Raw genomic sequence first — 22,052 nt, 5'->3', positions numbered from 1 at the left:
GATCAGAGCGGGATGTTGCCGTGCTTCTTCGGGGGGAGGGTTTCCCGCTTGGTGCGCAGGACGCGTAGCGCCCGGACGATCTGGGTGCGCGTCTCGTGCGGCGGGATCACCGAGTCGATGTACCCGCGCTCGGCGGCCACGTACGGGTTGGCCAGGGTGTCCTCGTACTCGGCGATCTTGTCGGCCCGGACCGCCGCCGGGTCCTCGGCGCCGGCCAGCTCCGAGCGGTAGAGGATGTTCACGGCGCCCTGCGCGCCCATCACCGCGATCTGCGCGGTCGGCCAGGCGAAGTTCAGGTCCGCGCCGAGGTGCTTGGAGCCCATCACGTCGTACGCCCCGCCGTACGCCTTGCGGGTGATCACGGTGACCTTGGGGACGGTCGCCTCGGCGTACGCGTAGATGAGCTTGGCGCCGCGGCGGATGATGCCGTCCCACTCCTGGCCGGTGCCGGGCAGGAACCCGGGCACGTCCACGAAGGTCAGCACCGGGACGTTGAACGCGTCGCAGGTGCGGACGAACCGGGCGGCCTTCTCCGAGGCGGCGATGTCCAGGGTCCCGGCGAAGTGCATGGGCTGGTTGGCCACCACGCCGACCGGGCGCCCCTCGACCCGGCCGTAGCCGACCACGATGTTCTGCGCGTAGAGCGGCTGGACCTCCAGGAACTCCCCGTCGTCGAGGACGTGTTCGATCACCTGGTGGATGTCGTACGGCTGGTTGGCCGAGTCGGGGATGAGCGTGTCCAGCTCCCGGTCCTCGTCGCTGATCTCCAGCTCGGCGGGGGCCTCGAAGACCACCGGCTCGTCGAGGTTGTTCGACGGCAGGTACGACAGCAGCGCCTTGACGTAGTCGACCGCGTCCTCCTCGTCGGTGGCGAGGTAGTGCGCGTTGCCGCTGCGGGAGTTGTGCGTACGGGCGCCGCCCAGCTCCTCCATGCCGACGTCCTCGCCGGTCACCGTCTTGATCACGTCGGGGCCGGTGATGAACATGTGTGAGGTCTGGTCGACCATCACGGTGAAGTCGGTGACCGCCGGGGAGTAGACCGCACCGCCGGCGCACGGGCCCATCACCAGCGAGATCTGCGGGATGACGCCGGAGGCCCGGACGTTGCGGAAGAAGATCTCGCCGTAGAGGCCGAGCGAGACGACGCCCTCCTGGATGCGTGCCCCACCGGAGTCGTTGATGCCGACGACCGGGCAGCCGATCTTCATGGCCAGGTCCATCACCTTGACGATCTTCTCGCCGAAGACCTCGCCGAGCGAGCCGCCGAAGACCGTGAAGTCCTGGGCGAAGACGCAGACCTGCCGGCCGTCGACCGTGCCGTAGCCGGTGACGACACCGTCGCCGTAGGGGCGGTTCTTCTCCAGCCCAAAGGCCGTCGACCGGTGCCGGGCCAGCTCGTCCAGCTCGACGAAGGAGCCCTCGTCGAGCAGCATCTCGATCCGCTCGCGGGCGGTCTTCTTGCCCCGCGCGTGCTGCTTCTCGACCGCGCGCGCCGATCCGGCGTGCACCGCCTCGTCGACCCGGCGCTCCAGGTCCGCCAGCTTGCCCGCGGTGCTGTGGATGTTGGTCCCGGTCTCGGTAGTCACCCAGGGAATATAACGATGGTTCAGGTGGACGCGGCTGTGCAGTACACCTCAGTGTCGGCGCGGGCGCCGCCGTAGGCTGGCGGGATGCCGGGCTCCCCGTACACCGATCTGGACCGCCCGCCGCTGTCGGCGGCCCGGCTGCGGCGGGCGCTGGTCGCGCCGAACGGACCGTGGGCGCGGCTGGAGCTGCGCACCGAGACCGGCTCCACCAACGCCGACGTGGCCGAGGCCGCTCGGGCGGGCGAGCCGGAGGGCCTGGTCGTGGTCGCCGAGCGGCAGACCGCCGGGCGTGGCCGGCGCGGTCGGGTCTGGCAGTCACCGGCGCGGGCCGGGATCGCCACCAGCGTCCTGCTGCGGCCCGGCGAGGCCGTTCCGGACCGTGGTTGGCCGGCGGCGCCACCCACCGGGTACGGCTGGCTGCCGCTGCTCGCCGGCGTCGCGCTGGTCGAGGCGGTGGCCCGGCTGGCCGAGCTGGAGGCCACCCTGAAGTGGCCCAACGACCTGCTGATCGGCGACGCGAAGTGCGCCGGCGTGCTGGCCGAGGCGGTGCCCGGGGGTTCGCCGGACCAGCCTCCGGCGATCGTGCTCGGTATCGGGCTCAACGTGACGCTGCGCGCCGACGAGTTGCCGGTGAACCCCACCGGGCTGCCGGCCACCTCGCTGCAACTGGCCGGCGCGGCGGCCACCGACCGCGATCCGCTGCTGCGGGCCCTGCTGCGCGCGGTCGCCGACTGGTACGACCGCTGGCGCGCCGCCGGCGGGGACGCCGTGGCCAGCGGCCTGCGCGACGCCTACCTGGCGGCCTGCGCCACGGTCGGCCGCGAGGTGCGGGTCCTGCTCCCCAGCGGCGACGACCTGACCGGCACCGCGACGGGCGTGGACAACGACGGCCACCTCCTGATCACCACGCCCACCGGCACCCGCCCGGTGACAGCCGGCGACATCCTCCACCTTCGGTAGAGGAAGGGTCTCCTGTTAAGACAACCCACCCCGTGCGGCTGATCCGTCCGGACGGTTGGACCGGTTACGGTCTGCGCGTCGGAATAAAGGCGATGGAGGTTCCTGTGGCGTTCCCCGAAGACGTGCTCACCGAGGACGAGCACGTCGTGCTGCACCTGCACCCGCACTGGAAGGCGCTGATCCGGCCGATCGCGGTGCTGGTGCTGGCCATCGCCGCGGTGGTGGTCGGCGTGCTCCTGCTGCCCTCGGGTGGCGGTGGTTCGATCGCGCTGGCCGTGATCGGGGTGCTCGCCCTGGTCGCGGTGCTCTGGCTCGGTCTGTGGCCGTTCCTGGTCTGGCGCACCACGCACTACCTGTTCACGAACGAGCGGGTGCTGCTCCAGCAGGGTGTCTTCTCCCGGGACCGGCGGGACCTTCCGCTCACTCGGATCAACGACCACTCGATGAACCAGCGTTTCGTCGAGCGGCTGCTCGGCTGCGGCACGCTCACCATCGAGTCCGCCGGCGAGCGCGGCCAGTCGGTGCTCGCCGACGTGCCGGGGGTCGGCCAGGTGCAGACCACCCTGTACGGGCTGGTCGAGGCGCAGCACGACAAGCACTCGCTGGGCGACGGGGAGATGCGCGACATCCTCGCCGACATGCGCGAGGGCAAGCCGTTGCGCGACACGACGAGCTGATCCCGACTGTCGTGACCGCCCCGGCCACCGTGCCGGGGCGGGTCAGCCCGACGTTCCCGGCCCGAAGGGCTCAGAGTCGGACGGCTCAGCGTCGGACGGGCCGGTCTCGGGCGGTGGTTCGGCCGGACGCAGGGCGAACCAGCCGCGGAAGCGGGTTCGCAGCACCTCCTGCTCGGGCCGGTCGTCCGCACCGAGGCGGAGCATGGTGCCGGTGAGGCTGGCGGTGCCGAGGCCGGGGCGGGCGGTGGACAACCGGGCGCCCATCACGTCGACCCGGACGGCGAGCCGGTCCCCGGCGCGCACTGGGGCGAGCCAGCGCAGCTCCTCCAGGCCGGGGGAGGCGTCCGCCGCCGCGCGCGACAGCAGGTGGTCGACGTACGCCCGCATGAACAGACTGACCGTGTAGAAGCCGCTGGCGATCAGCCCGCCGTGCCGGCTCGCTCCGGCCAGCTCGGGGTCGACGTGGTACCACTGCGGGTCGAACCGGCGGGCGAAGGCCACCATCTCGTCGCCGTCCACGGTGACCACGCCGAGATCGACGGTGAGGCCCGGGACGAGGTCCTCGAAGAACAGCTCGGCGGGTGCCCCGGTGCCGGAGCGCGCGGCGGGAGCCGTCACCGGCGGGGCGCGCGGCGGGTGCCGGCGTGCAGCTCCGCGGCGAGTTCCGCGTCCAGGTCGGCGGGGAGGCCGGCGGTCAGCGGACTGGGTCGCCCCTGGGCGGGAGCGCCGATCGGGCCGGGTGACGCGTGCGGGCGCTCGCCCGGCGGCGACTCCTCCAACTCGGACACCGATTCGGCCAGCTCCGCGACCGGGTCCATCCCGGCCATGGTGTCCCACTCGTCACGCGGAATGCTGTGCCAGGTGGGCTCGGCCTTCGCCTCGGCCTCGGCCGGTACGACGACGGGCTGGAAGACGAAGGTCCGGTACGACCAGAACCGGAACAGCGTGGCCAGCAGGACACCGCCGGTCTTGGCGACGTTCAGGGCCAGCAGGCCGTGGACGCCGAGGCCGTACTTGGCCGCCGCCAGCACCCCCAACTCGATGAGCAGGCCGGTCGCGTTGAAGAGGAAGAACAGGACGTACTCCCGCCGGAGCGCCGATTTCGGGCGATCCCGGTACGTCCAGTGACGATTCATAAGATACGACGTGATGGTCGCGACGACGGTCGCGATCACGGTGGCCTTCAACTGACCGTCGGCAAAGACAGTGAGTGCAAGGACATTGAACACCGCGTAATTGATGACGGTGTTGATGCCGCCGACGATGCCGAATTTGAGCGCCTCCCGGATGAACTTCTGCCAGCGCTCAGGCAGCAGACGGACAAGACGCATGCGAAACACCTTAGGGCAGTCGGAGAGGCCGGTGATCACCGGCTGGACGAGGTGGGCGGCAGGTCACGCCCCGTGGTCACGGTCGTGCTTCACCTGCGGAACGGTTCGGGTTCCCGCTTCGACGAAGACGAACCGCCGGTAGGACCAGAATCGGAAGAGCGTGCCGAGGCCCGTGCCGACCACGAAGCTGGCGATGTTGTCCGCCAGCGGCGTCTGGAACACGGACGGCCAGATGCTGCCCAGCCCGTACCGGCTGATCGCGAGGCAGGCCACCGCGATGCCGAGGCCGACAGCGTTGAAGAAGAAGAACAGCGCGTACTCCCGCGCCGGGTTGTTGCGCTGGCGGTGCCGCCACGTCCAGAAGCGGTTGCCGACGAAGGCGAAGCTGGCCGCGATGACGGTGGAGATGGTCTTCGCCGTCACCTGCTCGACGCCACGCGCCGTCGTCAGATAGTTGAACAGTGCGAAGTCGACGAGGAAGGCGATCCCGCCGACCGTGGCGAACTTGCTCATCTCGCGGACGAGGTGACCGAAACGGTCGAGCAGCGCCCGGATCAGACCCGGTCGGGTCTGCCGGGGACCCGGTTGCTCCCCGGTCATCGTGGCGGCCACGGGCCGAGCCTACCGGCTGGTGACCAGTCAGTGGGGCAGCAACGGCGAGCAGGCGTGGTCGCTCGTGCCGGCCTCTCGCCGGGTGCGCCCCTCGTGAACGCAGCGTAACCAATCGGGAGGACTGACGCGCCCCGGAACGGGAATCCACGGACCGGTCGGAGGGGCCGGTCCGCCGCCCGACCGCAACTCATGTCGGCCGGGGTGCACAACAAGATTTGCGTGAAACTGCGCGGGAAAGCGGGTATCAGCTCGTAATGCCGCAGCGTGGCCGTACCTTGTGCAGTTCTTCACAACCAGTCCCACTGACTCGGAAGGCTGCCCGGTTTACGCTGAGCCTAATCCCAGGTTTCCACGAAGGCGACGCATCGCGCCGCTGAGACTCGTGCATCCCATAGATCGGTCAGCGTCGACCACAAGGAGATGTGTCATGGTTGCTCCGGCTGTTGTGCGGGGTATCGATCAGGCCCCGACGTCCCATCCGAAACTGCTCGCCTGGGTCCGTGAGGTCGCGGAACTGACCACCCCCGACCGGGTCGTCTGGGTGGACGGGTCCGACGAGGAGTGGCGCCGCCTCACCGATGAGCTGGTTGAGGCCGGCACCCTGATCCGGCTGAACCCGGAGAAGAAGCCCAACTCGTTCTACGCGCGCACCGACCCGACGGACGTCGCCCGGGTCGAGGAGCGCACCTTCATCTGCTCCGTCGACGAGGCGGACGCCGGCCCCACCAACAACTGGATGGCGCCGGCCGAGATGAAGCGGACGATGACCGACCTGTACCGCGGTTCGATGCGCGGTCGCACCATGTACGTCATCCCGTTCGTCATGGGCCCGGTCGAGGCCGAGAGCCCGATGTTCGGCGTCGAGATCACCGACAGCGCGTACGTGGTGGCCTCGATGCGCATCATGACCCGGATGGGCGCCCGCGTCCTCGAGGCGATGGGTGACGACGCGGACTTCGTGCACGCCCTGCACTCGATCGGCGCTCCACTCGCCCCGGGCCAGCAGGATGTCGCGTGGCCGTGCAACGAGACGAAGTACATCTCGCACTTCCCGGAGACCCGCGAGATCTGGTCGTACGGCTCCGGGTACGGCGGTAACTCGCTGCTCGGCAAGAAGTGCTACTCGCTGCGGATCGCCAGCGTGATGGGCCGGGACGAGGGCTGGCTCGCCGAGCACATGCTGATCCTCAAGATCACCTCGCCGGAGGGCAAGGTCCACCACATCGCCGGCGCGTTCCCCTCCGCCTGCGGCAAGACCAACCTGGCCATGGTCGAGCCGACCATCCCGGGTTGGAAGGTCGAGACCATCGGCGACGACATCGCCTGGATGCGGTTCGGCGAGGACGGCCGGCTGTACGCGGTCAACCCGGAGTACGGCCTCTTCGGCGTCGCGCCGGGCACGGACTGGAAGACCAACGCCAACGCGATGCGGACGCTGGACCGGGGCAACTCCGTCTTCACCAACGTGGGCCTCACCGACGACGGCGACGTCTGGTGGGAGGGCATGGGTGAGCCCCCGGCGCACCTGATCGACTGGAAGGGCAACGACTGGACGCCGGAGAGCGACAGCCTCTCCTCCCACGCGAACAGCCGGTTCTGCACCCCGATCACCCAGTGCCCGATCCTCGCCGAGGAGTACTACGACCCGAACGGCGTGCCGATCGACGCGATCCTCTTCGGCGGCCGTCGCAAGGACACGATTCCGCTGGTGACCGAGGCCCGTGACTGGGTGCACGGCGTCTACATGGGTGCCACGCTCTCCTCGGAGACCACCGCCGCCGCCTCGGGCGCGGTCGGTGTGGTCCGCCGCGACCCGATGGCGATGCTGCCGTTCATCGGCTACCACGCCGGTGACTACTTCCGGCACTGGATCGAGATGGGCAAGGGCGCTGACGGCGACGAGGCCAAGCTGCCCAAGATCTACTACGTCAACTGGTTCCGCAAGGACCCGGAGGGCTCCTTCCTCTGGCCGGGCTTCGGCGAGAACTCGCGCGTGCTGAAGTGGATCGTCGAGCGGCTCGAGGGCCGGGCCGACGCGGTGGAGACGCCGGTCGGCATGGTCCCGGCCCCCGACTCGCTGGACGTCGAGGGTCTGGACATGACCCCGGAGGACGTCCGGATCGCGCTGAAGGTCGACCCGGAGGAGTGGCGCAACGAGCTGCCGCTCGTGACCGAGTGGTTCGAGAAGTTCGGCGACAAGCTGCCGGGCGTGCTCTGGGCCGAGCTGGACGCGCTGCGGGCCCGCCTGGACGCCGCGCAGCCGCAGCGGTAGGTGTGAACATCGCCCCTCGCGGGCATCATCGGATCCCATGAGGACGGCCGCCGAGACCGAGGTCCGGCGGCCGTCCGCCGTCCGGGTGCTCACCGTCCTGCTCGCGACGACCGCCGCGGCCACCGTCGTGGTCGAGCTGCTCAACTGGTGGTACGCCCCGGAGCAGGGCTTCGGTCTGGCGGTGCGCACCGGCTGGGCGATGCTGCGCTCGTTCGGCTTCCTGCTGCTGATCGGGCACGTCCGGCGGGGCCGCACGGTGGCCCGCCCGTTCGGCCTGATCCTCGCGGTCACCACCATCTTCGCCGTCGGCCGGCTGATCGTGCCCCGGCAGGGGGTGCCGCCCCTGCCCGGGTTGCTCGGCTTCGCCGCGCTCACCGCGCTCTGCGCGGCGGTGGTCTGGCTGCTCTACCGGTCGCCGGCACTGGCCGGGCACCTCGTCCGGCACCGGCCCCGACTGGTGCTCGACCGGGCCGGGATCTCCTGGCGGGAGACCCCACCGCGCCGGCCGGAGACCAGCGGTTGGCTGCTGACCAGCCGGGTGGCGGCGTTCACCTACAGCCCGCTGATGCTGGTGCCGGCGCTGGTGGCCGGCGGTTCCATCCTGGACGGCCGGCTGAGCGCCGTGCCGGCCGTGCTGTTCTGGTTCGGCGCCGGCATCGCGGCCAGCTACGCGGTGCTGTTCTGCACGGCGTTCCTGATGCGCGGCAAGACCTGGGCGCGTGGCCTGCTGGTCGTCGTCACGGTGGCCGTGCTCGCCGTGGACCTGCCGCTGTGCTGGTGGCTGCTGGGCGTCGACGGCCTGGTCCGGGACGGCGCTCCGCTGCTGGCTGCCGCCGCCCTCACGTTCTACGGGCTGCGACGCGCGGCGCGCGCGGAGGATGCGCCCGCGCCAGCCTGACCCGCCCCGCGTGGCGGGGGAGACCGGCGAGCCGGGGTGGTCCCGGCCGGATCGGGCGTTTCGGTGTCGATCGACGGGAGCGCTCAGGAGGCAGGATGACGGGTGGCGCCGGTCACAGCGACCGGCGTCGGCGGCGCGGGCGGCTCGCCCCGGCGGGCGGATCCGCACCGCGTCGCACCGGCCGGAGGGAGGCGCGATGGGCGACGAGTTCGACCTGGTGGTGGTGGGAGCGGGGCCGGCCGGAGCGGCCGCCGCGCTGACGGCCCGCCGGGCGGGTGCCAGCGTGCTGCTGCTGGACCGGGCGGACTTTCCCCGGGACAAGCCGTGCGGCGACGGGATCGCCGCGCACTCGGTGGACGTGCTCGCCGAACTGGGGGTGACCGAGGCGGTCGCGGGCTACGCCCCGCTGCCCGCGCTGCGCATGATCGCCCCCGGCGGTGGGGCGGTGGCGCGGGCGCTGCCCCGGCCGGCGTACACCGTGCCCCGGGAGGTCTTCGACGCGCGGCTGGTGGCGGCCGCGGTGGCCGCCGGCGCGCAGTTGCGCCGGCACACCGTCCGCCGGGTCGAGCCACGCGCCGACCGGGTGGTGCTCGACGGGGAGCTGTCCGGCCGGGTGGTGGTGGGTGCGGACGGCGCCGGGTCGGTGGTGCGCCGGGCGCTCGGTTACCCGGTGAACCCCGACCGGCACCTGGCGCTGGCCATCCGGGGGTACGCGCCGGCGCTGCCCGGCCCGTCCGAGCAGCTCATCGTCACCTCGAAGGCGCGCTGGCCGGCGTACGCCTGGTCGTTCCCGATCGGCGACGGGCGGGCGAACGTCGGTTACGGGGAGGTCCTGCGCGGTGAGCCGCTGAGCCGGGCGTACCTGCTGGAACGGCTGGTGGCGCTGTTGCCCGGCACCGACCTCGCGGCGGTGACCGCGCTGCGCGCCCACCACCTGCCGCTGTCCACCCACCGGCCGCCGCCCGGGCGGGGCCGCACCCTGCTCGCCGGGGACGCGTTGTCGTTGATCAACCCGTTCACCGGGGAGGGCATCTTCTACGCGCTGCTCTCCGGCGCGCTCGCCGGAGCGGCAGCGGCCCGCGCGCCCGAGGCCGCTTCCCGCCGCTACGCCGACGGACTGCGCCGCCGCCTCGGCACCCACCTGCGGCACAGCTCGGTGGCGGCGTGGCTGGCGCGGCGTCGTCGGGTGGTCGACGCGGCGGTCCGGGCGGCCCGCCGGGACGACCGCGTGTTCGACGACGTGGTCGAGCTGGGGCTGGGCGACGGACGCCTCACCGCCCGCACGCTGGCCATGATCGGCATCGGTCTCCCCGGCGGGGAACGGGCTCCGAGGCGGTGATCCGGCGGATGGGTCGCTACGCTGCTAGGTGATGACGCTGCGGAATCTTATCTACTCCGTGTACGAGCGCCGGCTCACGGCGAAGCTCGCGGGCAAGCCGGTGCCCCGACACGTCGGGGTGATGTGCGACGGCAACCGCCGGTGGGCGCGGGAGATGGGCTACGTCGACCCGAACGACGGGCACCGGGTCGGCGCCGCGAAGATCAAGCACGTCCTCGGCTGGTGTGACCAGGCCGGCATCGCGCACGTCACGCTCTACCTGCTGGCCACCGACAACCTGCGCCGGCCGGCCAGCGAGCTGGATCCGCTACTCAAGATCATCGAGGATCTGGTGGTGGAGCTGGCCGAGGAGGGCAATCCCTGGCGGCTGCGCATCGTCGGCGCGCTCGACCTGCTGCCGGCGCAGACCGCGGCGGCGCTCAAGGGCGCCGAGGAGCGCACCCGGGAACGCAGCGGTGGCGCCGAGGTCAACATCGCCGTGGGCTACGGCGGCCGGCGGGAGATCACCGACGCCGTCCGCTCGTTGCTGCTGGAGCACGCCGCCTCCGGCGGCACGATCGAGGAGCTGGCCGAGGTGCTGGACGTCGAGCACATCGCCGAGCACCTCTACACCCGCGGCCAGCCCGACCCCGACCTGGTCATCCGTACCAGCGGTGAGCAGCGGCTGTCCGGCTTCATGCTCTGGCAGTCCGCGCACTCGGAGTTCTACTTCTGCGAGCTCAACTGGCCGGATTTCCGGCACATCGACTTCCTGCGCGCGCTGCGCTCGTACGCCACCCGACAGCGCCGCTACGGCGCCTGACCGGGGGCGCCGGGGTCGGAGACCGGCCGGCTCGGTCAGGGCAGGTGGGTCAGTGCCTGGGTGAGGAAGTCACCCAGGGCGGCCGGGGACTCGATGGTCAGGTCGGCGGCGTTGGCCACCTCGTGGCCGGTCTCCGGGTTGGCCACCGCCACGCAGACGCCGAAGAAGCCGGGGTCGGCGGCGGCTCGGGCACGCAGCGCGGCGAACGCCTTGATGTCCGACACGTCGTCGCCGAAGTACCAGGCGCCGCTGGCGTCGCGGATGACCTCGCCGATGACCATGCCCTTGTCCCGGTCGACCGGCGGCTTCAGCTCCAGCACCATCCGCCCGGCCTGCACCCGTAGCCCCAGCCGGTCGGCCTGTGCCTGCCCCCACTGCTGCACGCTCGGGCCGAGCTGCGGCGCCGTACGCCAGTGCAGCGCGACGGAGAGCCGCTTGTACTCGACCAGCGCGCCGGGCGGCAGCTCCGCCCGGGCCAGGTCGGCCAGTTCCTTCATGGTCGGCACCCAGGGCAGCGCGGCCGGCTCCGTGACGGTCTCCCCGCCGGAGTGGCTGTGCTCCAGGCCGTACAGGCCGTAGAGGTCCACGCCGGCGAGCCCGCCGAGGTGGTCCCGGAGGAACTCCACCGGTCGGGCGGAGACGATCGCCACCCGCTGCACCACCGGCGCCAGCGCCTCGATCGCGGCCAGCGCCGCGGGTGCGGGGCGTACCGCGGTGGGGTCGTCGTCGACGGGCGCGAGCGTGCCGTCGAAGTCGAAGAAGAGCACGGTCCCGGCCGCCCGGCCGGCGGTGGTTCGCCAGGCCTGGTCGGCGTTCAACGGGGTCCTCGGCTGCTGATTGCCCAGATTCAACGACGGCACGCGCGTCAGCGTACCCCGGCGATGGAGGCTCATTCCTGGCCGAGCGGCCCCGCTCGGCGGTGCCCGGTCAGCGTTCGGCGGCTCCTCTTCCGCGACGGCCGAACGGCACCACCGCCGCCTCCTGGCCATGGCTCAGCAGATAGCCCTCCACGAACCCGGTGTTGCGATCGCCGGTGTGGTTCTCGATCTCGTTGAGCCGTGCCACCAGGAACTCGGTGAGTGCGCTGATCCGGTCGTTCAGCCGCTCGTGCAGCTCGGCGACGACGGCCAGAACGACCGCGGTGCCGGCGCTGGTGAGCACGAGGAGGTTGACGAGCAGCGGAAGCTGCCCGCCGTTGACCACGAGGGTCACCACGTTGCCGGTCGCCCACAGTGTCATCGACACCGTGGCGACCACGACTGCCAACCACTTCAGGGTCATGGACAGACCCCTCCTTCTGTCCCGCAGGGCTGGGTTCGGCCTTGTCCCGTCCCCCCGCCGACGACGAGCCCAAGCAGTACGAATAGGGACGCTAGCGTGCCCGTTCCGGCCCCGGAGCCAAACGAATGAACCTGACCAGGCGTTCTTTCGCCATCTGAGGAACTAGCCGGCCTGATTCCCTCTTTTTCGGACATCGACCGGCAACGTTGGGCGGTATGCGAGGTATCGAATGGTTTCGCGGATGTGGAACTTCTCCGCGTCCGACACGTTCGGGTCGACCAGCCGGCGCAGCAGCGCCTCCACGTCCGGGTCCATCGGCGGGGCCGGTTGGCCGGCGCGCGGGCCGGCGGCGGTGCGGTCCCAGCCGAGCGCGGCGAAGGCCGCGGCCGGGTTCAGCCCCAGGCCCTCGCAGAAGGCGACCACCCGTTCGGCCTCCGGGTCGCTGGCCCAGTCGCCCCGGACCCACCGGTTGATGGTCTGCCGGGATACGCCGGTGCGCCGGGACACCTCGGTGCCGCTCCAGGCCCGCGTCGCGCGGGCCTCGTCGAGCGCGCGCCGGACGAAGGTGGCGAAGGCGATCTTCCGCGCATTGGCCGTCTCGGTCACCCCGTGACGGTACGGCCAGTCGGCCGTCGACGCGCGCCCGGGCGCGCCGTCGTCACGCGGACGTGACGGGGTCCTCGGATTTCCGGTAAACGATCCAGTGCCACTGTTGAGGGGTGTCACGCGGGCAGAATAGATGCCCTTAGGGGTCGCCGTAAACGGACGAAAAGCTGATACTGTCACGCTCATGGGACAACCTACGGTGTGTCACGTGCATGAGACGACTGGTGCTCACATGCGTCACGCCCCCGGCGCGAGGGGGGTGTGGTGACCGAGCTCGCCACCCGAGCCCAGGCCTTCGGGCTGATCGCCGAGGGGGTGGCCGCGGGGCTGAGCGCCCCGTGGCGCCTCTACCTCGCCCGAGGCTGCCGCTACCTGTCGCTGAGCGTCGGCGACCGTACCGAGTGGAACGCCTGGCGTACCCATCTCGGCTGCCCGGAGCTGAGCGTCCGGGTCTACGACGCCGGCGGCGAGATCCGCCGCTCCTCGGTCGCCGAGGTCGTGCTGGACGGCTGCCGGATCAGCGTCGAGCTGGTCGAGGAGGTCAGCACCGACGACCTGGACCGGCTGCTCGTCGCGGATCCCACCGCGGTCGAGCCGGAGGAGCGATGAGCCGGCGTCCGGGCCGGGCCGGAGCCGCCCGATGAGCCCGTTCCTCGCGGTCTTCCTCGTCCTGGTGCTCGGCGCCACCAGCTACGCGGCCGGCCGGCTGCACGGGCAGCTCAGCTACCGCATCGGCTACCGCTTCGGCTACCGGCAGGGTTACTTCGACGGTGACCGGGGCGCCTGGAACCGGCGGCGGCGCGACGCCCAGGCGGCGATCGCCTCCGCGCTGTCGGTCTCCTCGGCCGGCGCCGTCCGCTCCGCCGGCACCGTCGCCCGCCCCGGCACCACCTACACCGGCTCCTCGTTCACCGCGCCGCCCGCCCCGATCACCGGGCGGCACCCGACCGGCACGCTCGTCCGACGAACCGGTTGAGGCCGGTCGGCGGGCGCGGTCCCGCCGACCGGCGCCACGAACGCGGTGCGTCGTCCGCGGCGGACACGCACCGTCGGGGCCACGTCAGACCGGTGACGGTGGCCCCACCGGCCGGGATGCGCGCAGGGGGCATGCATCCCGGCCGGGTCCGCCGTGACCTGCCACCTGCCCGGCCGCGGTGTCGCGCGTCGCGGTGTTCACACGGCCGTCTCCGGAGATCCACGATCGCCCTCTAGCCGGGACGGTCCGCCGCCGCTAGCGTCTAGGCATGGCACGGGGTTCTCCCGGGCCAGCCGGTCCGCCCGGATCTGCGACCTCGCGCACGGGGTTCCGCATCCGACCCCGTGTCCCCGGGCACCGGAGGAGGCGGAACACGGGTGGCGGGTGCCCATCCGTCGGAGCAGGCCTGTGACGACTCGCCATTCGACCGCCGGTGCCGATCAGACCCCGGCCGCGACTGCCACGACCCGCCGCGCCACCAGGAGCCGCCGTACGGCGGCCGCCGCGCCGGCCGACCCCAAGGAGCCCCGACCAGCCGGCCAGGCCTTCGTCCTGGACACCTCCGTGCTGCTGTCCGATCCGGCGGCCTTCCACCGGTTCGCGGAGCACGAGGTGGTCCTGCCCCTCGTGGTCATCTCCGAGTTGGAGGGCAAGCGGCACCATCCCGAGCTGGGCTGGTTCGCCCGGCAGTCCCTGCGCATGCTCGACGACCTGCGCGTCCGGCACGGGCGCCTCGACAACCCGGTGCCCGCCAACGATCTCGGCGGCACGTTGCGGGTGGAGCTCAACCACACCGACGACGGGGTCCTGCCGCCCGGGTTCCGCAGCGAGAGCAACGACGCCCGGATCCTCTCCGTGGCGCTCAACCTCGCCGCGGAGGGGCGGGAGGTCACGCTGGTCAGCAAGGACATGCCCCTGCGGGTCAAGGCGGCCTCGGTGGGTCTGCGGGCCGACGAGTACCGGCACGGCCAGGCCAGCGACCCGACCTGGACCGGCATGTCCGAGCTGGAGCTGGGCGAGGAGCAGATCGGTCGCCTGTACGCCGGCGAGACGCTGGACGTGGACGAGGCGGCCGGGCTGCCCTGCCACACCGGCCTGGTGCTGCACTCGGGGCGCGGCTCCGCGCTCGGCCGTGTGCTGCCCGACAAGTCGGTCCGGCTGGTCCGCGGTGACCGGGAGGCGTTCGGGCTGCACGGCCGCTCGGCCGAGCAGCGGGTCGCCCTCGACCTGCTGCTCGACGAGTCGATCGGGATCGTCTCGCTCGGCGGCCGGGCGGGCACCGGCAAGTCGGCCCTGGCGCTCTGCGCGGGGCTGGAGGCGGTGATGGAGCGCCGCCGGCACAAGAAGGTGATCGTGTTCCGCCCGCTGTACGCGGTGGGCGGCCAGGAGTTGGGTTACCTGCCCGGCTCGGAGTCGGAGAAGATGTCGCCGTGGGCCCAGGCGGTCTTCGACACGCTGGGCGCGGTGGTGCACGAGAACGTGCTGGAGGAGGTCACCTCGCGGGGGATCCTCGAGGTGCTGCCGCTGACCCACATCCGCGGGCGCAGCCTGCACGACGCCTTCGTGATCGTGGACGAGGCCCAGTCGCTGGAGCGCGGCGTGCTGCTGACGGTGCTGTCCCGGATCGGGCAGGGGTCGCGGGTGGTGCTCACCCACGACGTGGCCCAGCGGGACAATCTGCGGGTCGGTCGGCACGACGGGGTGACCGCGGTGATCGAGGCGCTGAAGGGCCATCCGCTCTTCGCCCATGTCACGCTCAGCCGTTCGGAGCGGTCGCCGATCGCCGCGATGGTGACTGATCTACTGGAGGACATCCCACTCTGACAACCCTATGTGGTGGTTCGTCCGCATTTTAGCTGTGGCTCAGATCACAAAGGGGGCGGTTGGTTTCCCATCAGCCTCACTGTGCGCGATGGTGTCCAACGAGCGCCCACGCACCAGCGGGATCGTCGGTGGTCACTCGTCCCCGGACGGGCGGCATCGGCGAAGATCGGTGCGTCGGCGCGACCGGCACCGGTCGGGGCGCTCGCGGCACGGCAGACGGCCCTCGTGTGGCCCGGTGCCACGCCGCGTCCTTGCCCCCGACGAAGGGACCACTTCGTGAGTCGGCTGTGGAGCCGGTTGGGCGCCCGTACGGCTGCTGTCGCGCTGCTCTCCGTGGGCGTTGCCGGTGGCTTCTACCTGGGCGAAGACCGGGAAACCCAGCAACAGGGCCTGACCGCGCAGGTCGGCCTCGAGGTCGACCGCGCCGATTTCGCCTACCAGCGCGAACGGCAGGCCGCCCACCAGGTGAAGTTCGCCAAACAGCGGGCCGCCGAGTACCAGGCCAAGCTGCGGGCGGCGCAGGCCGCCAAGGAGGCCGCCGAGCGGGCCCGCAGGGCCAAGGCCGCCGCGGCGTCCCGCAAGGCCGAGCGCGAGGCGGCGGAGCGGCAGGCGGCGGAGAAGCCCAAGCCGTACGACGGGCCGATCCCGGCGTCCTGCGCCGAGTACAGCGGCAACCGCAAGGTCGGCTGCGCCATGATGATCGACGCGGGTTTCGGCATCGCCGAGTTCCCGTGCCTGGAGAAGCTCTGGACCAAGGAGAGCGGCTGGAACCACAAGGCCAGCAACTCCTCGTCCGGCGCCTACGGGATCCCGCAGGCCCTGCCGGGCAGCAAGATGGGTACCGTCGCCGACGACTGGCGGACGAACCCGGCCACCCAGATCAAGTGGGGGCTGGGCTACATCAAGGGCAGGTACGACACGCCCTGCGGCGCCTGGGGTTACTTCCAGAACAACGGCCACTACTGACGGCTTCGACGGCGGGGCGGGTGCGACCACCTGCCCCGCCGTCGTGCGTACCGGGCGAGCACGGGCGGGACGCGAGTGGCGGTCAGCCCCTTTTGCTGATAGCAGTTGGGGGGTGACCCTGCACCCTGGAAGCGGCGACCCCTACCGGTTCGGCACCGAGGCGTTCTACGCCGCGCTCGGCCGGGCCTTCGTCGCGATGTGTGCGGTGATCCCGTTCCTCTTCCTCATCGAGGCCGTCGACCAGGGGCTCGCGTTCGGTCTGGACGCCACCGCGGGCATCATCCCGCAGCGCATCGACGGGCTCGACGGGGTCTTCTTCTCCCCGTTCCTGCACCACGGCTTCGACCACCTCTACAGCAACAGCATCCCGCTGATCCTGCTCGGCACCTTCGTGCTGGCCGCCGGCGCCCGCCGGTTCCTCTGGTCGACCCTGATCATCATCCTGGTCAGTGGGCTCGGCGTCTGGTTCACCGGTTCGCCCAACTCCGTGGTGGTCGGCGCCAGCGGGGTGATCTTCGGGTACCTGGGCATCCTGCTCACCCGGGGCATCTTCGAGCGCAGCTGGTGGAACTTCGCGGTCTTCCTGCTGGTCGGCCTGCTCTACGGCTGGCAGCTGGTCGGCATCCTCCCCACCGACGAGCGGATCTCCTGGCAGGGGCACCTGTTCGGGCTGCTGGGCGGGGTGGTCGCCGCGATCCTGTTCCGCCGGCGCCGGCCGGTCGTCGGCGGCTCGGACTACTCCGGGTCCCCGCTCAGCCTGCCCTGACCGATTCCTCGGCGTGCCTCCGGCACGTGCTTGCCCGGCCGCGGTCACCGGCCTACCGTCGTGATCAGCAAGCGTTGCTCCGCGAGCGGAAAGCGACGGTACGCCATGCGCGAGGTCGATGTCGCCGTGATCGGGGCCGGTCCCGCCGGCCTCTTCGCCGCGTACTACGCCGGTTTCCGAGGGTTGTCGGTGGCGGTGATCGACGCGCTGCCGGAGCCGGGCGGTCAGGTCACCGCGATGTACCCGGAGAAGCTGATCCTGGACGTGGCCGGCTTTCCCGCCGTCAAGGGTCGCGACCTGGTGGCCAACCTGGTGGCCCAGGCCGCCCCGTTCGGGCCGCACTACCTGCTCGGCACCCGGGCCGAGAAGCTCTCGTACGCCGATGACCGGCCGGTGCTCGGCCTGGCCGGTGGCGAGCAGCTCCTCTGCGGCGCGATCATCGTCACCGGCGGGCTGGGCAGCTTCAGTCCTCGCCCGCTGCCCTGCGCCGACGGCGCGACCGGCCCTGGGATCGTCTACTTCGTGCCCGAGCCGGCCGAGTTGACCGACCGGGACGTGCTGATCGTCGGTGGGGGTGACTCCGCCTTCGACTGGGCGTTGACGCTGGAACCACTGGCCCGCTCGGTGACCCTGGTGCACCGGCGGGAGAAGTTCCGGGCGCACGCCTCGACGGTCGCCCGTGTGCTGTCGCTGCCGGTGCGGGTGATCGTCAACGCCGAGGTCACCCGGCTGTTCGGGGACGGCACGGTCAGCGGCGCCGAGGTGACCGTGCGCGGTGGCGCGACCGAGACGCTGCCGGTGGACACCGTGGTGGCCGCGCTCGGCTTCACCGCCGACCTGGGCCCGCTCGCCGAGTGGGGGCTGCGACTGGACCGCCGGCACATCCTGGTGGACAGCGCCATGGCGACGAACCTGCCCCGGGTCTACGCGGCCGGCGACATCACCGAGTACCCGGGCAAGGTCCGGCTGATCGCGACCGGCTTCGGCGAGGCCGCGACGGCGGTCAACAACGCGGCGGTGGCCATCGACCCGAGCGCCCACCTGTTTCCCGGGCACTCGTCCGACGCCGGCTGACCGGCGGCACCGGAGGCGGATCCGTCCGCGGCCGCTGCGGTCACTCCGGGCGCGGTAGGCCGATCAGGTCGGCCATCAGGTCGACCTGATGGCCGAAGTACGTGTCCCGGTGCGAGATGGTCTGGTTCAACCGGCCGAACAGTTCGAAGCTGATGAGCCCGAAGAGCTGCGTCCAGCCGGCCATTCCCCGGGCGAGCAGGGCGGCGGGCATCCCGGGGAAGAAGACGTCGGCCAGCGCGGCCAGGTCGGCGCGGACCGGCTCCGGCGGTTCCTCGGCGGGGACGGTGAGCCGACCGTCGGCCAGGCCGTCGCGGAGGATGCCGACCAGGGTCAACGGGGGGCGCTGGGCCGGTAGGACCGTGTCGTCGGGAGCGGCGTACCCGGGCACCGGGCTGCCGTAGAGCAGCGCGTACTCGGCCGGGTGGGCGAGCGCCCAGTCCCGCGCGGCCCGGCACACGGCGTGCCAGCGGCCGCGCAGGTCGTGCGGGTCGGTGCTGGCGTCGGCGGCCTCCACCGCGTCGCCGAGCCCGTCGTACGCCTCCAGGATCAGCGCGGTGAGCAGGTCGTCTCGGCTCGGGACGTAGCGGTAGATGGCGGAGGAGACCATCCCCATGTCCCGGGCGACGGCCCGCAGCGACAGGTTTGCACCGTCGGTGGCCAGGTGACGGCGGGCCACCGCCTTGATCTCGTCGATCATCTCGGCGCGGACGCGGGCGCGGATCGAGGAAGCGGGCATGGGATCACTCTGCCACGAAACGGAGCGCCAATCAAAATAGAGAGCACTGCTCTTGACGAATGGCGGAGCAGGGGGCATGGTGGTGGTGCGCAGAGAGCAGTGCTCTCGATTCGTACCCCTGCTTCGAAAGGTCTCCTCATGTCGCTGCACGTGATCGTCGGCACCGGCCCGGTCGGCACCGCCACCGCACGTCTCCTCGCCGAGCGCGGCGAGCAGGTCCGCGTCATCAGCCGCCGGGGCAACGGACCGGAGCACCCGGCCATCGAGCGGGTCGCCGCCGACGCTGCCGACACCGACCGCCTCACCGCGCTCACCACCGGTGCGGCAGCGCTGTACAACTGCGCGAACCCGGCGTACCACCGGTGGTCCACCGACTGGCCGCCACTGGCCGGCGCGCTGCTCGCCGCCGCCGAGCGGACCGGCGCGGTGCTCGCCACGGTCGGCAACCTCTACGGGTACGGGCCGGTCGACGGTCCGATGACCGAGCAGACCCCGCCGGCCGCGACCGGCACGAAGGGCCGGGTGCGCAACCGGATGTGGGCCGACGCGCTCGCCGCCCACCGGGACGGCCGGGCCCGGGTCACCGAGGTGCGCGGCTCCGACTACGTCGGCGCCGGTGGCACGTCGCTGGCGATGATGGTGCTGCCCCGGGTGCTCGCCGGGCAGCGGGTCTTCCTGCCCGTCAACTGGGACGCCCCGCACACCTGGACGTACATCGCGGACGTCGCCCGCACCCTCGTCGCCGCAGCCGCCGACCCGCAGGCCTGGGGACGGGCCTGGCACGTGCCCAGCGCGCCGGCCACGCCGATGCGCGAGCTGGCGAACCGGGCCGCGGCGCTGACCGGCGCACCCGCGCCGAAGCTGATCCGGATGCCGTACCCGGTGCTGTGGCTGGGCGGCCTGACCGACCCGTTCGTCCGCGAGCTGCGGGAGACCGCCTACCAGTTCGACCGGCCCTACCTGATGGACTCGACCGCGGCCACCGCCACCATCGGTGTCCAACCCACCCCCATCGAGCAGGTGGTGAAGGAGACCGTCGAAGCCCTGCGCCGCTGAACCCCGCCCGCCACCCGGCCGGTCCGCTCAGCGGCGGCCGGGCGGCGCGAGCGCGGCGATCAGCACGGCCACCATGGTCAGCGCGGCGCCGAGCAGGGTGTTCGGGCCGGGGTGCGAGGCCGCGGTGGGCAGCACCAGGTCCAACAGGACGGCCCCCACGATCTGGCCGGCGATCGTGGCGAGGCCGAGCAGCAGCACGCCGGTGAAACGCACGATCGCCGCGGCGATCGCGATGAACACGATGCCGATCGGGCCGCCCAGGTAGAGCCACGGCTCGGTCGGCAGGTGGCCGGTCGGCCATCCGCGTACCGCGGTGTCGACCGCGAACGCGGCGAGCAGGGTGACCGTGCCCACCGCGAAGTTGATCAGCGTTGCGGTCAGCGCGCTGTCGGCCGCCGCCCGCACCCGGCCGTTGACGGCCTGCTGCCAGGCGGTGCCCACCCCCGCCACCAGCGGCAGCAGGGCCAGCACCAGCGTGGCCGGGTCACCGAACCGGTCGCCGACCGCCAGGCCAACCGCCAGCACGGTGAGCGCCGCGCCGGCCAACCGCTGCCGGGTGACCGGCTGCGGACCGGTCGGCCCGATCCCCGCACGGTCCACCGCCAGGCTGCTGCCGGTCTGCCCGGCGACCACCGCGACGGTGAAGACCGCCACGCCCAACGTGCCGATGGTGAGCCCCTGGGTGGCCACCAGCAACGCCCCGCACATCCCGCCGAGGCACTGCCACGGCCGCAGCGCGCCCGATGCGAGGGCGGAACGCACCCCGACCAGCCCCCGACGCCCGCCGGGAGTGGCCGGCACCAGCACCAGCAGCACCAGCAGGCCGATGCCGAACGAGACGACCGCGGCGGCGAACCCGTCGGCCAGGCGTACCCCCAGCTCGCCGTTGATCCGAGACTGCACCGCCACCGCGACCCCGGAGACCGACGCCAGCGCGACGCCGGTGATCCGGCGGGTTGCTGACAGGGTCTGCGGCGTCGCCGTGCCGGTGACGCTCACTCCTGCTCGGCCAGTGGACGACCGTCGAAGTCGACCGCCGAGTAGAGCGCCAGCTTCTCCAGCCGGTGGTACGAGTCGATCACCCGGATCGTGCCGCTCTTCGACCGCATCACGATGGACTGGGTGTACGCGCCGCCGGCCCGGTAGCGCACCCCGCGCAGCAGATCGCCGGAGGTGACGCCGGTGGCCACGAAGAAGCAGTTGTCGCCGGTCACCAGGTCGTCGGTGCCCAGCACCCGGTCCAGGTCGTGCCCGGCGGCGAGCGCCTTCTCCCGCTCCTCGGCGTCCCGTGGCCAGAGCTTGGCCTGCATCGCTCCGCCCATGCACTTCAGCGCGCAGGCGGAGATGATGCCCTCGGGGGTGCCGCCGATGCCCATCAGCACGTCGACGTCCGACTCGCCCCGGGCCGCCGCGATGGAGCCGGCGATGTCGCCGTCGGAGATGAACCGGATGCCCGCGCCGGCCCGCCGGATCTGCGTGACCAGGTCGTCGTGGCGGCTGCGGTCCAGCACGCAGACCGTCACCTCGGAGATGTCGGTGCCCTTGACCTTGGCGATCCGGCGCAGGTTGTCGGCCACCCCGGCGTTGATGTCCACCACGTCGGCGTACGCCGGCCCGACGGCCAGCTTCTCCATGTAGAAGACCGCGCTCGGGTCGAACATCGCGCCCCGCTCGGACACGGCGAGCACCGCCAGCGCGTTCGGCATGCCCTTGCTCATGAGCGTCGTGCCGTCGACCGGGTCGACCGCGACGTCCACCTCCGGACCGGTGCCGTCGCCGACCTGCTCGCCGTTGAAGAGCATCGGGGCGTTGTCCTTCTCGCCCTCGCCGATCACCACGACGCCGCGCATCTGGATCGAATTGATCAGCTTGCGCATGGCGTCGACGGCGGCCCCGTCGCCGCCCTCCTTGTCGCCCCGGCCGACCCACCGACCGGCGGCCATCGCCGCGGCCTCGGTGACCCGGACAAGGTCGAGGGCAAGGTTACGGTCGAGATCCTGTGGGATCCGCGTCCTGGTGTTCGTCATGACGGCTGCTCCTCCTCGCGACGGTGCGGGGTGGACCGACGGCGGGACGCCTCCCGCTGCCGGCTTTGTCGCTGATCCTCACACGATGGCTGACCCGGCGTCGGCGCGGGGCGGTGATGGGCTGGATACCGCCGGTCGGGCGGCTGCGAAGATGGCAGGGTGGAACCCGCACAGCCAGCCGACCGCGTACCCGCCGACCGCACCCCGCCCGGCGGCCAGCCGCCGGGCGGGGTGCGGTCGGCGGGTACGCGGTCGGCTGGCTG

General features: G+C 72.0%; 24 protein-coding genes and 1 pseudogene. 13 read left to right on the top strand and 12 right to left on the bottom strand.

The genetic code is table 11. From position 1 onward, the window contains the following. Positions 1 to 2 precede the first annotated feature (2 nt). Positions 3 to 1,586, bottom strand: coding sequence for an acyl-CoA carboxylase subunit beta (locus DKT68_RS11420; RefSeq protein WP_109817391.1), 1,584 nt, complete (start codon positions 1,584 to 1,586; stop codon positions 3 to 5). An 84-nt stretch (positions 1,587 to 1,670) separates the two neighbouring features. On the opposite strand from DKT68_RS11420, the gene DKT68_RS11415 reads away from it, so the two are divergent. Continuing rightward, complete coding sequence (locus tag DKT68_RS11415; protein ID WP_109817390.1) at positions 1,671 to 2,546, top strand: biotin--[acetyl-CoA-carboxylase] ligase; 876 nt, start codon at positions 1,671 to 1,673, stop codon at positions 2,544 to 2,546. 104 nt (positions 2,547 to 2,650) lie between these two features. Beyond that, on the top strand, positions 2,651 to 3,223 hold the full coding sequence (locus DKT68_RS11410; RefSeq protein WP_109817389.1) for a PH domain-containing protein: 573 nt from the start codon (positions 2,651 to 2,653) through the stop codon (positions 3,221 to 3,223). A gap of 42 nt (positions 3,224 to 3,265) precedes the next feature. Here the strand turns inward: DKT68_RS11410 and DKT68_RS11405 are convergent, their stop codons facing one another. From DKT68_RS11405 to DKT68_RS32640, 4 genes and pseudogenes are all read right to left on the bottom strand, one after another. Beyond that, positions 3,266 to 3,841 carry a MaoC/PaaZ C-terminal domain-containing protein gene (locus DKT68_RS11405; protein WP_201748995.1) on the bottom strand — a complete coding sequence of 192 codons (576 nt, stop codon included), beginning with the start codon at positions 3,839 to 3,841 and terminating at the stop codon, positions 3,266 to 3,268. Continuing rightward, entirely contained in the window at positions 3,838 to 4,554 is a 717-nt protein-coding gene (locus DKT68_RS11400; RefSeq protein ID WP_109817388.1) for a GtrA family protein, read from the bottom strand. Before DKT68_RS11400 ends, DKT68_RS11405 begins: the two co-directional genes overlap by 4 nt. 63 nt (positions 4,555 to 4,617) lie before the next feature. Continuing rightward, entirely contained in the window at positions 4,618 to 5,154 is a 537-nt protein-coding gene (locus DKT68_RS11395) for a GtrA family protein (RefSeq protein ID WP_109817400.1), read from the bottom strand. A gap of 213 nt (positions 5,155 to 5,367) precedes the next feature. Beyond that, a pseudogene (locus DKT68_RS32640) lies at positions 5,368 to 5,457 on the bottom strand (GtrA family protein); the annotation flags it as partial. A 136-nt stretch (positions 5,458 to 5,593) separates the two neighbouring features. Here DKT68_RS32640 and DKT68_RS11390 point away from each other — a divergent pair. The 4 genes from DKT68_RS11390 (at position 5,594) to DKT68_RS11375 (ending at position 10,477) form a co-directional block, all read left to right on the top strand. Next, positions 5,594 to 7,438, top strand: coding sequence for a phosphoenolpyruvate carboxykinase (GTP) (locus tag DKT68_RS11390; protein ID WP_109817387.1), 1,845 nt, complete (start codon positions 5,594 to 5,596; stop codon positions 7,436 to 7,438). 37 nt (positions 7,439 to 7,475) lie between these two features. Next, positions 7,476 to 8,336, top strand: coding sequence for a hypothetical protein (locus DKT68_RS11385; RefSeq protein ID WP_109817386.1), 861 nt, complete (start codon positions 7,476 to 7,478; stop codon positions 8,334 to 8,336). 196 nt (positions 8,337 to 8,532) lie between these two features. Next, positions 8,533 to 9,675, top strand: coding sequence for a geranylgeranyl reductase family protein (locus tag DKT68_RS11380; RefSeq protein WP_109817385.1), 1,143 nt, complete (start codon positions 8,533 to 8,535; stop codon positions 9,673 to 9,675). A 31-nt stretch (positions 9,676 to 9,706) separates the two neighbouring features. Next, positions 9,707 to 10,477 (top strand): isoprenyl transferase, encoded by a 771-nt coding sequence (locus tag DKT68_RS11375; RefSeq protein WP_109817384.1) that lies wholly within the window; start codon positions 9,707 to 9,709, stop codon positions 10,475 to 10,477. 35 nt (positions 10,478 to 10,512) lie between these two features. Here the strand turns inward: DKT68_RS11375 and otsB are convergent, their stop codons facing one another. From otsB to DKT68_RS11360, 3 genes are all read right to left on the bottom strand, one after another. After that, on the bottom strand, positions 10,513 to 11,337 hold the full coding sequence (otsB, locus tag DKT68_RS11370; RefSeq protein ID WP_109817383.1) for a trehalose-phosphatase: 825 nt from the start codon (positions 11,335 to 11,337) through the stop codon (positions 10,513 to 10,515). A gap of 67 nt (positions 11,338 to 11,404) precedes the next feature. Continuing rightward, positions 11,405 to 11,758, bottom strand: coding sequence for a hypothetical protein (locus DKT68_RS11365; protein ID WP_109817382.1), 354 nt, complete (start codon positions 11,756 to 11,758; stop codon positions 11,405 to 11,407). Positions 11,759 to 11,920: 162 nt separating this feature from the next. Further along, positions 11,921 to 12,364 carry an XRE family transcriptional regulator gene (locus tag DKT68_RS11360; protein ID WP_089021730.1) on the bottom strand — a complete coding sequence of 148 codons (444 nt, stop codon included), beginning with the start codon at positions 12,362 to 12,364 and terminating at the stop codon, positions 11,921 to 11,923. Positions 12,365 to 12,628: 264 nt separating this feature from the next. Between DKT68_RS11360 and DKT68_RS11355 the strand changes: the two genes are divergently transcribed. From DKT68_RS11355 to DKT68_RS11330, 6 genes are all read left to right on the top strand, one after another. Continuing rightward, on the top strand, positions 12,629 to 12,973 hold the full coding sequence (locus DKT68_RS11355) for a hypothetical protein (RefSeq protein WP_109817399.1): 345 nt from the start codon (positions 12,629 to 12,631) through the stop codon (positions 12,971 to 12,973). A gap of 31 nt (positions 12,974 to 13,004) precedes the next feature. Next, complete coding sequence (locus DKT68_RS11350) at positions 13,005 to 13,340, top strand: hypothetical protein (RefSeq protein ID WP_109817381.1); 336 nt, start codon at positions 13,005 to 13,007, stop codon at positions 13,338 to 13,340. A gap of 408 nt (positions 13,341 to 13,748) precedes the next feature. Next, positions 13,749 to 15,164: a PhoH family protein gene (locus DKT68_RS11345; protein ID WP_109817380.1), complete on the top strand. Its 1,416-nt coding sequence runs from the start codon at positions 13,749 to 13,751 to the stop codon at positions 15,162 to 15,164. Between the two features lie 276 nt (positions 15,165 to 15,440). After that, entirely contained in the window at positions 15,441 to 16,130 is a 690-nt protein-coding gene (locus tag DKT68_RS11340) for an aggregation-promoting factor C-terminal-like domain-containing protein (RefSeq protein ID WP_109817379.1), read from the top strand. 112 nt (positions 16,131 to 16,242) lie between these two features. Continuing rightward, positions 16,243 to 16,896 (top strand): rhomboid family intramembrane serine protease, encoded by a 654-nt coding sequence (locus DKT68_RS11335; protein WP_109817378.1) that lies wholly within the window; start codon positions 16,243 to 16,245, stop codon positions 16,894 to 16,896. 105 nt (positions 16,897 to 17,001) lie between these two features. Continuing rightward, complete coding sequence (locus DKT68_RS11330) at positions 17,002 to 17,970, top strand: NAD(P)/FAD-dependent oxidoreductase (protein ID WP_109817377.1); 969 nt, start codon at positions 17,002 to 17,004, stop codon at positions 17,968 to 17,970. Positions 17,971 to 18,010: 40 nt separating this feature from the next. On the opposite strand, the gene DKT68_RS11325 is transcribed toward DKT68_RS11330, so the two are convergent. Then, the gene (locus tag DKT68_RS11325; RefSeq protein WP_109817376.1) at positions 18,011 to 18,706 is read right to left on the bottom strand and encodes a TetR/AcrR family transcriptional regulator; all 696 of its coding nucleotides are present in this window, start codon (positions 18,704 to 18,706) and stop codon (positions 18,011 to 18,013) included. Positions 18,707 to 18,844: 138 nt separating this feature from the next. Between DKT68_RS11325 and DKT68_RS11320 the strand changes: the two genes are divergently transcribed. Further along, complete coding sequence (locus tag DKT68_RS11320; protein WP_109817375.1) at positions 18,845 to 19,762, top strand: NAD-dependent epimerase/dehydratase family protein; 918 nt, start codon at positions 18,845 to 18,847, stop codon at positions 19,760 to 19,762. 27 nt (positions 19,763 to 19,789) lie between these two features. On the opposite strand, the gene DKT68_RS11315 is transcribed toward DKT68_RS11320, so the two are convergent. From DKT68_RS11315 to DKT68_RS31865, 3 genes are all read right to left on the bottom strand, one after another. After that, positions 19,790 to 20,761, bottom strand: coding sequence for a DMT family transporter (locus DKT68_RS11315; protein ID WP_109817374.1), 972 nt, complete (start codon positions 20,759 to 20,761; stop codon positions 19,790 to 19,792). Further along, a complete protein-coding gene (gene glpX, locus DKT68_RS11310; protein WP_109817373.1) occupies positions 20,758 to 21,789 on the bottom strand; it encodes a class II fructose-bisphosphatase in 1,032 nt (343 codons plus the stop codon). Before glpX ends, DKT68_RS11315 begins: the two co-directional genes overlap by 4 nt. 78 nt (positions 21,790 to 21,867) lie before the next feature. Then, a partial coding sequence (locus DKT68_RS31865; RefSeq protein WP_236646842.1) for a hypothetical protein occupies positions 21,868 to 22,052 on the bottom strand: 185 nt, incomplete at its 5' end.

Source organism: Micromonospora acroterricola (genome assembly GCF_003172955.1).
GTDB classification, from domain to species: Bacteria; Actinomycetota; Actinomycetes; order Mycobacteriales; family Micromonosporaceae; genus Micromonospora; species Micromonospora acroterricola.
This window is presented reverse-complemented; position numbering and strand designations above follow the sequence as displayed.

Bases quoted from the DNA above. Each gene is read 5' to 3' on its own strand.
- DKT68_RS11415 (WP_109817390.1), top strand. From the start codon at position 1,671: ATGCCGGGCTCCCCGTACACCGATCTGGACCGCCCGCCGCTGTCGGCG.
- DKT68_RS11400 (WP_109817388.1), bottom strand. From the start codon at position 4,554: ATGCGTCTTGTCCGTCTGCTGCCTGAGCGCTGGCAGAAGTTCATCCGG.
- DKT68_RS11395 (WP_109817400.1), bottom strand. From the start codon at position 5,154: ATGACCGGGGAGCAACCGGGTCCCCGGCAGACCCGACCGGGTCTGATC.
- DKT68_RS11390 (WP_109817387.1), top strand. From the start codon at position 5,594: ATGGTTGCTCCGGCTGTTGTGCGGGGTATCGATCAGGCCCCGACGTCC.
- DKT68_RS11385 (WP_109817386.1), top strand. From the start codon at position 7,476: ATGAGGACGGCCGCCGAGACCGAGGTCCGGCGGCCGTCCGCCGTCCGG.
- DKT68_RS11380 (WP_109817385.1), top strand. From the start codon at position 8,533: ATGGGCGACGAGTTCGACCTGGTGGTGGTGGGAGCGGGGCCGGCCGGA.
- DKT68_RS11375 (WP_109817384.1), top strand. From the start codon at position 9,707: ATGACGCTGCGGAATCTTATCTACTCCGTGTACGAGCGCCGGCTCACG.
- DKT68_RS11365 (WP_109817382.1), bottom strand. From the start codon at position 11,758: ATGACCCTGAAGTGGTTGGCAGTCGTGGTCGCCACGGTGTCGATGACA.
- DKT68_RS11350 (WP_109817381.1), top strand. From the start codon at position 13,005: ATGAGCCCGTTCCTCGCGGTCTTCCTCGTCCTGGTGCTCGGCGCCACC.
- DKT68_RS11330 (WP_109817377.1), top strand. From the start codon at position 17,002: ATGCGCGAGGTCGATGTCGCCGTGATCGGGGCCGGTCCCGCCGGCCTC.
- DKT68_RS11325 (WP_109817376.1), bottom strand. From the start codon at position 18,706: ATGCCCGCTTCCTCGATCCGCGCCCGCGTCCGCGCCGAGATGATCGAC.
- DKT68_RS11320 (WP_109817375.1), top strand. From the start codon at position 18,845: ATGTCGCTGCACGTGATCGTCGGCACCGGCCCGGTCGGCACCGCCACC.
- glpX (WP_109817373.1), bottom strand. From the start codon at position 21,789: ATGACGAACACCAGGACGCGGATCCCACAGGATCTCGACCGTAACCTT.